The sequence below is a fragment of the Neisseria sp. LACPHL-SPEC-2024-00856 genome, assembly GCF_047915665.1.
Taxonomy (GTDB): Bacteria; Pseudomonadota; Gammaproteobacteria; order Burkholderiales; family Neisseriaceae; genus Neisseria; species Neisseria polysaccharea.
The window spans coordinates 278,671-291,180 of record NZ_JBLRPR010000001.1; the positions used below are offsets into that span (position 1 = coordinate 278,671).

Annotated in this window: 8 protein-coding genes and 1 pseudogene; 5 read left to right on the top strand and 4 right to left on the bottom strand. The window is 49.5% G+C overall.

Annotated features, from left to right (window positions below; translation table 11 throughout):
- The first annotated feature begins 89 nt into the window (after positions 1 to 89).
- A pseudogene (locus ACNAU7_RS01565) lies at positions 90 to 3,414 on the top strand (autotransporter outer membrane beta-barrel domain-containing protein).
- A gap of 138 nt (positions 3,415 to 3,552) precedes the next feature.
- Here ACNAU7_RS01565 and ACNAU7_RS01570 read toward each other — a convergent pair.
- Positions 3,553 to 4,209: a response regulator gene (locus ACNAU7_RS01570; RefSeq protein ID WP_196427975.1), complete on the bottom strand. Its 657-nt coding sequence runs from the start codon at positions 4,207 to 4,209 to the stop codon at positions 3,553 to 3,555.
- Positions 4,206 to 5,978 carry a histidine kinase gene (locus tag ACNAU7_RS01575; protein ID WP_196427976.1) on the bottom strand — a complete coding sequence of 591 codons (1,773 nt, stop codon included), beginning with the start codon at positions 5,976 to 5,978 and terminating at the stop codon, positions 4,206 to 4,208. The genes ACNAU7_RS01570 and ACNAU7_RS01575 overlap by 4 nt, the downstream gene beginning before the upstream one ends.
- Positions 5,979 to 6,183: 205 nt before the next feature.
- Here ACNAU7_RS01575 and ACNAU7_RS01580 point away from each other — a divergent pair, with 205 nt between their 5' ends.
- From ACNAU7_RS01580 to ACNAU7_RS01590, 3 genes are all read left to right on the top strand, one after another.
- Complete coding sequence (locus ACNAU7_RS01580; RefSeq protein WP_042508579.1) at positions 6,184 to 6,798, top strand: molybdenum cofactor guanylyltransferase; 615 nt, start codon at positions 6,184 to 6,186, stop codon at positions 6,796 to 6,798.
- 161 nt (positions 6,799 to 6,959) lie between these two features.
- Positions 6,960 to 7,577: a riboflavin synthase gene (locus ACNAU7_RS01585; protein ID WP_025458401.1), complete on the top strand. Its 618-nt coding sequence runs from the start codon at positions 6,960 to 6,962 to the stop codon at positions 7,575 to 7,577.
- A gap of 7 nt (positions 7,578 to 7,584) precedes the next feature.
- On the top strand, positions 7,585 to 8,448 hold the full coding sequence (locus ACNAU7_RS01590; RefSeq protein WP_416300258.1) for an ATP-binding protein: 864 nt from the start codon (positions 7,585 to 7,587) through the stop codon (positions 8,446 to 8,448).
- Between the two features lie 12 nt (positions 8,449 to 8,460).
- On the opposite strand, the gene ACNAU7_RS01595 is transcribed toward ACNAU7_RS01590, so the two are convergent.
- Positions 8,461 to 8,895 (bottom strand): Spy/CpxP family protein refolding chaperone, encoded by a 435-nt coding sequence (locus tag ACNAU7_RS01595; RefSeq protein ID WP_025458403.1) that lies wholly within the window; start codon positions 8,893 to 8,895, stop codon positions 8,461 to 8,463.
- A 310-nt stretch (positions 8,896 to 9,205) separates the two neighbouring features.
- On the opposite strand from ACNAU7_RS01595, the gene rpe reads away from it, so the two are divergent.
- Positions 9,206 to 9,889, top strand: coding sequence for a ribulose-phosphate 3-epimerase (gene rpe, locus ACNAU7_RS01600; RefSeq protein WP_308076316.1), 684 nt, complete (start codon positions 9,206 to 9,208; stop codon positions 9,887 to 9,889).
- Positions 9,890 to 9,971: 82 nt separating this feature from the next.
- Here rpe and ACNAU7_RS01605 read toward each other — a convergent pair whose 3' ends face one another.
- Complete coding sequence (locus ACNAU7_RS01605; RefSeq protein ID WP_416300066.1) at positions 9,972 to 12,407, bottom strand: TonB-dependent receptor; 2,436 nt, start codon at positions 12,405 to 12,407, stop codon at positions 9,972 to 9,974.
- Between the last annotated feature and the right edge of the window lie 103 nt (positions 12,408 to 12,510).

Genomic DNA, 12,510 nt, shown 5'->3' on the forward strand with positions numbered 1-12,510 from the left:
GGGGGTAAAATTTTAGTAAGTTCATTCTTATTAAAATGATTGACATCAATTTTTACTTATCTTTATGTTCTGAAATTACGGGGCCCCTTATGAAACCATTTCCCTATCGCAAAACGCTTTTGAGCATTTTGATTTCTTCTCTTTCTGCAACAGCTTTTTCAGCTCAATATTCCAGTATTAATGAAAATAAACAGATTTCCGGTGAAGGTCCGATTCACGAAGTGAGCGATACCGAAAACACCGTTACCGGTGATGTAAATATCACTGTTACGCCTGCAAATCCTTCAATACATACTTATCCAAAAGCCATTATCATTCGTAAGGATCGCAGTGAAGAAATTCAAGGAAAAACCAATATTGCTGTTACTTTAGCCAGTGAGGGAAAACTTGGTATGTCTCCCGACTCCAATGCAGCTTATGGCATTGCGGTTGGGTATGATTATAGTGGTGGTGGTAAAAATAAGACTGTTTTAACATTAAAAGATGATGCAACAATCAAAGTAGATAATACCCCGGGTACTATTCTTGGTTCTATGAGCTATAGCGGTGCTACAGCTAACACCGGTCATCAACTTTCAGGGATTAGGATCTATCGAAAAGACTCCGCTCATTCAACCCCTATTTTAAATTCTGAAAAATCATTAACTATCAATGTTGAAGATAAATCAACCAAAAAAATTGGCGATTATTTAGTGGGTATCTACATTGCAGGCGACGGCGCGGAAGCCAATTTAAAAGACAGTAAAATCACTGTAAAAGCGAATGGCAAACATTCCGCAGCACTGAAAATCGGCAAACCGGAATTACCTAACACAGATAAACCTAATGATTACAAAGGTGCGGTAATCAACTCGACAGGCAAAATGGAGCTGGATACTTCCGGGACGAAGGATTCGGCTACAGTGCGTTTATTTGGCACAAAATCCCGTTTAATCGCGGATAGTGAAACCAGCACAGGAACAATCACATCAGGTAATTCGGCTATTGTGTTTGATACAGGGGATTACGCTACTGATGTAACCTATTTTCTCACTGTACCCGTTTCCCGTAACGAACCAAACAAAAACCAAGAAGTGCGGTTGAACAATACCAAGATTTCAACCACTTCTGAAAATGCCTCATTGATTGTCGCTAATGCTGAGAATGTGAACAGCCTTGCGGTATCTTATGCGGGAAACAAAGTCGCCAACTGGTTTAACAATGGGGAATTTGTTGCCGAAAATGCAAAATTCTTATTAAAAGGTAAGCGATCCGAAGCAAAAGCAGCAACTAAAGGTTGGTTGGCTGAAACAAAATTAGCAAAAAACAAAGCCTCAGATCTCACTTTTACGCTGGATAATAAAGCAAGCGATTGGCTTGACGCATCAGCAAAGTGAGGGACTCATCAGCTCTAAACTTGATGTTGCAATCAAAAATGGTGCTATTTGGGAACTCGCACCTAAAATAGATGAGTCAGTTCAACGTGCGACAGCTTATGATGTGGAGCTTGCTGATGGCGGTGTATTAGATGCTTCAAAACATTCTCTAGGAGATGGAACGGATTATAAAGTAACCCTGACTCACGCTGCGAATGAGCAAAAAATTGAAAAGAATATCACTAATGGCACAATAAATGCCAAAGGTCTATTCAAAATAAAATCAAGTACGCTATTAAAAGCAGATGGCACAGAACAACCAAATGATAATACCGTTAAATATGTTACGAAACCATTCAAAATTGTAAACGGTGTAATAGAAATAGAAGATAAGGCAGGAACAATTAAAATTAAAGAGGGTAGTTTCGCGATTACAAAAGGTGTAGTCGAGACACCGGATGGGAATATACAACTTGCTAAAAGTACATTTACCCAGTCAAGTATGGGTGTTGCTTTATCAGGTACAAGTTATGAAACTGAAAAGGGAACATTCACCAACGGCGGCATCATTACGCTTGCCAATCAATCCTATGCAGACAAACTCACCATTGAAGGAAATTATGTCGGCAATAATGGCGTGTTAGAAGTAAACACCAAATGGGATACCCCGGGCGATTATCTCGGCGCACATTCAGAATCAGATTTATTAACGATTACAGGTGATGCCTCTGGTAATACGACTGTCAAAGCTATTAAGACGGATGGTACTGAAAATGTTATTGATGGCTCAATCGGCGAACTTGCCGACCGCTACAAACGTAGTGTCCCTGTTATTAAAGTTTTAGGCGATGACAAAGGAACAGCAAACGGTGAAATAAATTCTACGGATGCAGCCAAACCTTACGCTTACAATACACGTTCAACCTTTACCGGTACAGCAAAAACCACAGGTGCAGGGGAATTACAATTAGTTTCTCATAAAGATGACAAAGGTGTAACAGAATACTTCTGGACTTTAACCACGCCGAATCAAGATAAAACCATCATCACGCCAAGTGCGCCGGCTTATACGCTCGTTCCGCGTCAAAACTTGGAATCAGGCTATGCGATGCTGGATACGCTTCACCAACGCCGTGGCGAAAACCAAACCCTTTCTTGGGACAGGCAAGGCAGTTATTGGCAGGATGTGGAAAAACAATCTTGGGGGCGCGTAATCGGCAAACACCTCAAACTCGATGGAAAAGAACGTTTTGGTTTCAAAACCAATATGTACGGCTTCCAAGTGGGACACGATTTTGATGTTAAAACCAAACAAGATGATGAGGGCAAACTCACTCGTCGTTTTACCGGCTTGTATTTCGGTGCGTTACGTTCCCACAGCAAATTCTATGATGAATACCGCGCGAAAAACGGCATCGTGATTGCAGATAAATTAACTTCCCACGTAAAAACTACCGCACTTAATCTTGGTGTAACCGATACGCGTTACCATGAAAACGGCACTTACATTGATTTGGTGGGGCAGCTTTCTTGGTTAAATAACCGTTATTCGGCGGTTGACGGCACAGGTGCGAGAAATCACGGCTGGGGTGCAGCCCTTTCAGTGGAAACCGGTCGCCCTTACGCATTAGGTAAAGATAAAACCAACAACGGAGATAGCTGGATTTTAGAGCCGCAAGCGCAACTGATTGCACAATACTTGCGCTTAGGCAACTTTAACGACGGCACTCGTTCCGTTTCGCAAAAAGGTTACGGTTTGCGCGGCCGTGTCGGTTTCCGTTTGGCGCATAACCAACCGAACGATAAGCAACGCACGCGCACCTATTATTTCACCGGCAATATTTGGCACGATTTTAAGGCAGGGGGCAACGCATTAATCGGGTCGGACAAATTAGCCGGGAAGTTTGCCCGCACTTGGTGGGAATTAGGCTTAGGTTCTCAATTCTCCTTAAGTGAAAACACTTACCTTTATGCAGACGCTCGCTACGAAAAATCCTTCGATAGCAACCGACATAAAGGCTACCAAGGCACCGTAGGTGTGAAATATTCTTGGAAATAAACCGCCTAAGCCATTCCGTCCGGGTTACGGCGGTAATGGCGTACTTAAAGGGACGGCACACCGGATGCCGTCCCTTATATATTGCACCCCGTCAAAGGGGCGCATTGCTTTTTTCCTAACCCGATGCCGTCTGAACGCCTATTCCAGCACAGGTTGGGGGACGTTGTGCCGGATGGCGTAAACGGCGGCCTGCACCCGGCTACTGAGGTTGAGTTTGCGGAGCAGGTTTTGAACGTGGACTTTGACGGTGGATTCGGCAAGATCGAGGTGGCGGGCGATGATTTTGTTGCTGTGTCCTGCGGCGAGATAGCCCAAGATTTCCAGTTCACGAGGGGTAAGTGAGGAGAGTGCCTGCGTTCCTTGGGCAGGTTGGGGGGAAATCAGGCTTTTGACGAGTTTGGCGGTCATCTCGGGAGAGAATACATTATCGCCATCGGCGGCTTTGCGTATGCTTTCGAGCAGAAAGTCGGCGTTGATGTTTTTCAGCAGGTAGCCGCGCGCGCCGATGCGCATACATTCGGTCAAGTCGTCGCTGTCTTCGGAAACGGTCAGCATAATCACTGCCTGCTGCGGATTGATGCTGATGATTTGGGAGAGTGCTTCGCGTCCGTTCATGCCGGGCATATCCAAATCGAGCAGGACGACATCGGGTTGCAGCCGACTAATCATTTTGATGCCCGAGAGGCCGTCTGCGGCTTCGCCGATGACTTCAAAACCATGTTGGCGCGACAAAAGGGCTTTAATGCCGCTGCGGAAGAGGGTGTGGTCGTCTATCAGGATAATTTTAATGGTCATTTCAAGCTTTCTTCAGATGCACCCGTCAATGAGACGGTGGTTCCCTGTTGGGGTTGGGAACGGATTTCTAAAACGGCACGGATGCGTTTGGCACGCTCCTGCATGATGTGCAGTCCGACATGGCTGCCCGTGGATTCCCCTATTTTCTCCGTGTCGAAACCTTGTCCGTTGTCTTGGATGGTCATGGTAAAGCGTCCGCCGTGTTCGGAAAGGGTGAATTTTACATGAGTGGCGCGGGCGTGTTTGCGGATGTTGGACAGGCTTTCTTGAAGGATGAAAATCATTTGGAGCTGCTCGTCCTGTGTAGGCAGGTGCGTGCCGTTTTCCCAAGCGGTTTCGACAGTCGTGCCGGTCTGTTGCGTGAAGCGCGAGAATAGGTCGGCAACGGCTTCGGGAAATTCTTTATTGCTGATTTTGGTACGGAAGTTGAGCAACAGTTCACGGACGTCTTCATAACATTCCTGCACGCCTGTTTTGATAAAGCTGATGTTTTCTGCGGCTTCCTCCTGTTTGTTTTCGGCAAAGGCGGTTTCCAGCATCTGTACCTGTAGGTTTAGGAACGTTAATGCCTGCGCGATGCTGTCGTGCAGCCCCTGTGCAATCAGGCCGCGTTCCTGCAATACCGCAAGCAGGCGTTTTTCTTCTTCCTGCTTCGCGCTAGCGAGCGATACGCCCAATTGCCGAATCAGGGTTTGAAGCAGCGTGCGGTCGTCTCCGGTGAGGGAAATGCCGTCTGAAAAGCTGAGCGAAAGCATGCCCAGTTTCTCGTTTTGATATTCGATGGGGAAGGTTTCGTCATGGTATTTTTCCAAATGATGGGGGTTTTTGCCGTGTTCGGCCGTATGGACGGAAATGTCTGTGTCGGAACCGTTTTCCAGGCAGATGCTGCCAGATTGTGCGCCGACGGCGGGGAGGATGTGGTTCAAAAATTCTTCCGCCGCCTGTCGCGGCGTATAGGATTGATGCAGGTCGCGCGTGGTCCGGTACAGCAGGGTCAGGTTGCGGTTTTGCTTTTCAAGGTTATGGGTCTGTTCGGCAACCTGCCCTTCCAAATTGTCGTATAGGGCTTTGAGTTTGCCGCCCATTTGGTTGAAACAGCGACCTACCTGTTTGAATTCCGGCGTACCGTCTTCGGGAACAGGGATGTCAAAATGCCGCTGACCGATGCGTTCCGCACCTTCTCCCAATGCCTGAAGCGGGCGGATAACCCAGATTTGGTGCCAGAACAGCATCAGTACCGACGACACCAGCGTCATCAGCATAATCGCCCATTGAAACCGCCTGAGCCACCATGTGTTTTTTTCGTTGGCATTTTCCAATGCCTGCAAAAACAGTTCGATGTTTCCGGCAAAGCGGTAAAGTTCGACTTGTGTCGGGCGGCGGTAGGCCTGCAGCGGGGGAAGGATGTTTGCCTGCCAGTCGATAATCAGCATGGACTGTATCAAATCGTAGGCAAGGGGATTGTCGGAGGGAATCAGCGGATGGATGGCATCGCTTTGGGCAATGCGTTTTAAACTTTTTTCAAATTCGGCAACCTGATTGTCGATTTGCGCACGGGGCGAGCCTTCACCAGCCATGTATGCCAGACGGTATGCCTGCATTCTCAAGTTGCCCGCCTCTTCGATGACGGAGGCCGCGTTTTCCAGACGCAAAGAGAGCAGCAGTGTCAAAACGACAGACAATGCCGCCAACCCGACCCACAGTCCGGTCAGGAGTTTCAGGCGCAGGGAAAGGCTGATGCCGTCTGAAAAACGGGCTGGCAGTATCATGCTCGGCGAAAAATTGTTCTAAATAATGCAAACAATATCATTCTTTGGGATTAGATACAACTGCTCAGAAAGAATTGGTTAAGGAAAACTTAATCCGCACCGCTTCAGTGTTAAATCATGTTATGATAAAATTCAGATAATATGAATTTATTTGCCGTCTGCTTCAGACGGCATTTTGAGTCATTGGGAACGGCAGACTGCAATCATGAAAACCTCGAACTTTTCCAAGAGAACATCCGCAATGAAAACTTTTGCCCTGATACTGGCTGGCGGTCAGGCGAGCCGTATGGGAGGCGGGGACAAGGGGCTTGCTCTTTTGGGGGGTAAGGCACTGATAGACCATGTTATCGACAGGGTCAGGCCGCAGGTCAGCCATATCGCCATCAGCACCAACCGGAATTTGGAAGAATATGCTCGAAGAAGTCCGCATATTTTTCCCGATGCGCGGCAGTGGCAGCATTTCGGCCCGCTTTCGGCATTGTGTACCGCCGCCAACGATTTGCAGTTGGCGACTGCCGACTGGCTTTTGGTTGTGCCGTGCGATATGCCGTATCTGCCGGACGATTTGGTGGCAAGGTTTGAAACCGTGTCGAAACGCACACCGTTGTGCAATGCGTTTTATGTGGAAACACCGGTAACGATGCACTACAACCTTATGTATATCCGCCCGCAAATTCTGCAAAGCGCGATTCCCTATCTGTTTTCGGGTATGAAAACATTAAGAAGCTGGTTGCAGCAGCAAAGGGCGCGGCCGGTCAGATTCGAGTTTGACGGGCATTTTGCCGACTTGAACACGCAAACCGATTTGCAGGAGGGATAAGGGCAACACTGCCGACCGGCGCGGAAAGGAAAGGTCAGGCCGTACCGGGCGGTTTTTGCCCGAACTGGAGGCACAATGCCGTCTGAAGGCGTTTCAGACGGCATTTTTCGCGGGGAAATGCTACAATTTACACTATTTTACCGACATAGGGAAACAGGATTATGTTTACAGGCATTGTTCAAGGATTGGGAAAACTGACGGCAATCCACCGCCCGTCGGAGGCATTTCACACTTATGTCGTCGAGCTTCCGCAAGAGGCGGCGGACAATCTGCAACGCGGCGCATCGGTTGCCAATAACGGCTGCTGCCTGACGATTACCGAAATCGAAGGAAACCGCGTCAGCTTCGATTTAATGGCAGAAACTTTGGCAAAAACCAATTTAGGGCTGCTGAAGGAAGGCGATTGCGTCAACATCGAACGGGCGGCACGTTTCGGCGACGAAATCGGCGGACACGTCATGAGCGGACACATTATGGCAACCGTGCCTATTGTCGAAATCGAACGGGACGGGTTCAACCGCACGGTTTGGTTTGAGCTTCCGGACGAACTCAACCCCTATATCCTGACTAAAGGGTTCGTCGGCTTGGACGGTTGCAGCCTGACCATAGGCAAAGTCGAAGACAGCCGTTTCAATGTCCATCTGATTCCCGAAACTTTGGAACGGACGCTGTTCGGCAGCAGAAAGGTCGGCGACAGGATCAACATCGAAATCGATCCGAATACGCAGGCAATCGTCGACACAGTCGAACGGCTGATGGCGCAAAGATATGCAAAGTGAGGTAGAGATGGAGTTGAACGAATTTCTCGATAAAGCCTATGCCGTTTTGCGGCGTTTGGATGCCGTGCTTCCGCCCGAACCCGGGCATACGGATTGGAACGCGCTTGCCTTCCGCTGGCAGAGTGCGGGCAAAAAAGGTTTTTTGGAACACTTGCCCGATCCGCACACCTTCCCCTTGGCAAGGCTGGCGGGAGTTGGCAGGCAAACCGAATTGCTGGTGCGTAATACCGAACAATTCATAGCCGGCAGACCCGCGAATAACGTATTGATGAGCGGCGCGCGCGGAACAGGCAAATCCTCGCTGGTCAAAGCCCTGCTGCACGAATATGCGGATAAGGGATTGCGCCTGATCGAAGTCGATAAAAGCGATTTGATCGGCCTGCCGTATCTGTTGACGCTTTTGAAGGAACGTTCGGAAAAATTCATTGTATTTTGCGACGATTTGTCATTTGAAAGCGGCGACGAAACCTATAAGGCATTGAAAACGGCATTGGACGGCGGTCTGTCCCAACGTTGCGCCAACGTGCTGGTGTACGCGACTTCCAACAGACGGCACCTGATGCCCGAATATTTGGATGAAAATGCAGGTACGACAGGCGTGCGCGGAGAAATCCATCAGAAAGAAGCGGTGGAAGAAAAAGTATCTTTGTCCGACCGATTCGGATTGTGGCTCAGCTTTTATCCGTTCGATCAAAACGATTATCTGTCGGCAGTGCAAAGCTGGTTGGAAGATTTTGATATACCATATGATGAAGCCGCCCGGACGGCGGCGTTGCAGTGGGCGCAGATGCGGGGCAACCGCTCGGGACGTTCCGCTTGGCAGTTTGCCTGCGACTGGGCGGGCAGGCTGCCGGAAAAACGGATGCTGTAAGTTTTTTAGGAGTTATTTGAGACAGGAAGAAAGCCACATTTGCTGCTGTTGCGGTGTGAGGATATGGAAGAAGCGGTGTTGGATTTCCAATTCGTCCACCGCAAAATCCATGCTGGAGTGGTAGCGGCTTTCGACATAATCGCGCGCCTCGTTCCGATTAAAAACATCCGAGGAAATGATTTCGACGACAGACCGGCGGCGGCTGTGTTCGGAATGCATAACCTTCAAACGCGCCCTGTCGCCCGCCATTTTGAAGGCGGTGCGGATTTTACGCAGCTCATTGTGCTGACTTTGGGTCAGCCCGAGCCGGCGTATGTCGCAGTTCGGTTGAAAATCGTTCGGGGGGATATAAGCCGTGGCGGCGTGGGAAAGCTGGCAGGAAAGCAAAGCCATACTTAAAAAAGAGGCGGCAGGTTTGGCAAAACGGCAGGGAGCAGGCAGTGGCACGGCTTTTCCTCTTGTTGGAAATTTTAGGAAATATACTAGATTGACGTGTGAAAGATGGTATTATCGCAGTTAACTTTTGTTAATAATGCGTACGTATGTCCGGCAGGCAGACATAACGGCGGAATCGGAACGTATAGTGGATTAAATTTAAACCAGTACAGCGTTGCCTCGCCTTAGCTCAAAGAGAACGATTCTCTAAGGTGCTGAAGCACCAAGTGAATCGGTTCCGTACTATCTGTACTGTCTGCGGCTTCGTCGCCTTGTCCTGATTTTTGTTAATCCACTATAAAAGGATATTGAAGGAAAAAACATGACTACTTACCGTATCGCACCCAGCATTTTATCGGCAGATTTTGCACGGCTTGGCGAAGAGGTGGAAAGCGTCATTGCGGCAGGTGCAGATCTAATCCATTTTGACGTGATGGACAACCATTATGTGCCGAACCTGACCTTCGGGCCTATGGTTTGCGCGGCATTAAAACCGTATGCGTGTGTGCCGATTGATGTGCATTTAATGGTCGAACCCGTGGACGACCTGATTCAGTCGTTTGCCAAAGCAGGAGCATCAATCATCACGTTCCATCCCGAAGCGAGCCGCCATATTGACCGCAGCTTGAGCCTGATTCGGGACATGGGCTGTCAGGCGGGGCTGGTGTTGAATCCGGCAACGCCCGTATATCTGTTGGAAAACGTATTGGACAGGCTGGATATGGTTTTGCTGATGTCGGTCAACCCCGGGTTTGGCGGTCAGAGCTTCATTCCGCACACTTTGGAAAAAATCAGACAGGTTCGCGCCATGCTTGACCGCTATGAAGAGAAAAGCGGCAGACGTATTGCCATTGAAGTGGACGGTGGCATCAAAACCGACAATATCGCCGCCGCCGCCCAAGCCGGCGCGGATACCTTTGTTGCAGGTTCGGCAATTTTCGGCAAACCGGATTACAAGGAGGTAATCGATGCTATGCGTGCAGAATTGAAAAAAGTGGTAGATTGAACGCTGTATCGGTGTTTGAAATAAATCAATGCCGTCTGAAGAATGTTCAGACGGCATTTCGTTTACAGGCGGTATTTGATGTTTACAGCGAAATTTTCACACCGGTGCGGATAGAACGTCCGGGCAGCGGCGCAATGTATTTGAGTATGGAGTTTTGCGCGCGCGCGGTACGGTTGGTCAGGTTTCGGCCGTCCAAGAACCATTCTGTGCTGTATCTGCCGTGTTTTTGTGTATGGCTGACATAGGCATCGAGCAGGGCGTAGGAGCCGAGTGAGGGTTCTTTGTATGCCGCAGCCATGTTTCCGGTGTGTTTGGCGGCGGCGTAACGGGTCAGGCTGCTGCCGATTTGCCATGCTCCTTTGTTCCAGCTTGCACCCAGCCCGTAGCGGGAAACAGGCAGGTTGGGCATATAGTAGCCGTCATTGCGCAGGCGGTTTGAGTCCGCATTCCTACTGTCTTTGTCGTCGGCATGATTGCGAACCCTGTCGGCAAACAGACGCAGTTCGAGTTGTCCGTATTGTTTCAGGTCGAAAAGTTGGGTCAGCTCGATTTCCAAACCTTGGATACGGGTATCTGCCGCACGCCAGTATTTGGTCGGCAGGCGGTCGCCGCCGTCATGTGCAGAGTCAGACAGATAAATGTAGTCGTTGAATCGGGTTTGGTAATAGTTGGCGCGGAGTTTGCCGCCGTTCCACGCGAATTCGTTGCCGAATTCCCATGTTCTGGCAGTTTCCGGACGTAAGACGGAATCGGAAAAATGATTTTCCGAAGCAAGTTGCGCATAATGGCTGCCGCTTGCATAGAGTTCGTTAATTTCCGGCGCGCGTTGGGAGCGGCTGTAGCGGGCATTTATTTTCCAAAACGAAAGGGGTTTCCAACCGGTTGACGCATGGAAGCTGTTGAGGCTGTATTTGAGGCTGCTCCGTTGCTCAGATCCTTTTTTGGAACCAGTATTACGGGCTGTTTTGTAGCTGCCCAAGTCAAGGCCGTGGCGGACATTGCCATAACGCCAACCGAGCGAGGCTTCATAGTTGCGGTATTTGAGGTTTTCCAAGACAAATATGCCGTATTCACGACTGTTCGTATCGGGCAGGTAGGAATAGTTGCCGGTACGTTTGCCGTTCAAGCCCGAAGATTCGGTATGGCGGCGTTTGTAGTCGGCCCCTATACTGCCGTTAAACAGAGAGGAGAAGTGGTGGTTCAGCTCGATACGGTTTTGGAGGGTACGGCTGTCGAGGCTGTTAACCTTGGTCGAGCCCAAGAGTTCGGTATTCGGCGTATCGGTGTATGAGGTCAGGAAGCTGACGTTGTCCACCCAAGAGGATTGCGGACGGTAAAGTGCGTCCACAAGCCAGCGTGTTTGCTGAGAATAGACGGATGCGGGTTCTGCAGCAAGTTTGCGGTTGCCGTTGCCGTCGATATTGTAATAGGAGAAACCGGGAATACCGGAACGGTACAGGCTGCGGCTGACGGCGGCACCGATGTGGCCTCTCTCGCCGATATAGCTGCCGCCGAATGAAACGCTGCGGTTTTTCAGGCTGCTGTTGCCCAGGTGGCCTTTGCGGACGGGCGTATCGTCGCGCATGGCCTTAACTATTGTATGCCGTCGATTAGGTGAACCGTCGTAAAGCGGATTGTCAATCCATTCACCCCACATCGGTTTTACCAATTTGTAGGCTTCACTCTCATCGGCATCCGGGTATTTCTTAAAAAAAGATGCGCTGTCTTTGAGTTTATATTTGAAATGTCCGTAATTGAGTTTTTCTTCAATTTCCGGCGTAATCTGGCAAGACCACATTAGGCGCGAGTTGAGGCGGTTCGCCGGGTCGTAGCACAAATCGGGCTTGCTTGAGCCGGGGATGCGGTAGCCTGAAATTTGGCTGTTGGAAGCATCAAGATGCCATGCGAAATTACCGGTCTTGCCGTCGAAACGGAAGGCTTCGTTGTGCGGGGTGTTGTAGCCGCCGCTCAATTCGATTTTACCGCCGAAGTCTTGTTCCGGCAGTTTGTGCGGGATGATGCCGGTATCGACATCAACCGCGCCGCCGATGGCGTTGCCGCCGTACAGGACTGCCGCTGAGGATTTCAAAACCGTGATTTTATCTGCTAAAAACGGGTTGACCATGGTAGGCAGGTTGCCGCTGATTGCCGCCATATCGGACACACCCATGCCGTTTTCGCTGATATAGACGCGCGAACCGCTCAAACTACGGATTTGAGGCAGACCGGTATTGGGGCCGAAACCAGCGTTTTGTACGCCGCCGACTTTTTCCAAAGTCTGACCGAGTGAGACGGCACGTTTGGTTTTCAAATCATGGGCGGTCAGCACGTCGCCGTCACCTAAAACGTCTTTGGCCTGCAGGTCGCGGCTGCTTTTGTCTTTGTGCGCGCTAACGTTGACTTGGGGCAACTCGGCAGTTGCCGTGTCCTGTGCGTAAGCCGATGCGGAAAGCAGGGATAGTAGGATGATGTTGAGATTAAAAAGACGATGCGTATTTGGCTTAAACGGAGTAGTCATAAAGTTTATCCAATATAATTAATAAGGATTAGTACGATATGATATGGTAAATTTATCATGATGAAAATAAAGATGCCGTCTGAAACCTTTCAGACGGCATCTT

Bases quoted from the DNA above. Each gene is read 5' to 3' on its own strand.
- ACNAU7_RS01605 (WP_416300066.1), bottom strand. From the start codon at position 12,407: ATGACTACTCCGTTTAAGCCAAATACGCATCGTCTTTTTAATCTCAAC.
- rpe (WP_308076316.1), top strand. From the start codon at position 9,206: ATGACTACTTACCGTATCGCACCCAGCATTTTATCGGCAGATTTTGCA.
- ACNAU7_RS01585 (WP_025458401.1), top strand. From the start codon at position 6,960: ATGTTTACAGGCATTGTTCAAGGATTGGGAAAACTGACGGCAATCCAC.
- ACNAU7_RS01580 (WP_042508579.1), top strand. From the start codon at position 6,184: ATGAAAACCTCGAACTTTTCCAAGAGAACATCCGCAATGAAAACTTTT.
- ACNAU7_RS01590 (WP_416300258.1), top strand. From the start codon at position 7,585: ATGGAGTTGAACGAATTTCTCGATAAAGCCTATGCCGTTTTGCGGCGT.
- ACNAU7_RS01575 (WP_196427976.1), bottom strand. From the start codon at position 5,978: ATGATACTGCCAGCCCGTTTTTCAGACGGCATCAGCCTTTCCCTGCGC.
- ACNAU7_RS01570 (WP_196427975.1), bottom strand. From the start codon at position 4,209: ATGACCATTAAAATTATCCTGATAGACGACCACACCCTCTTCCGCAGC.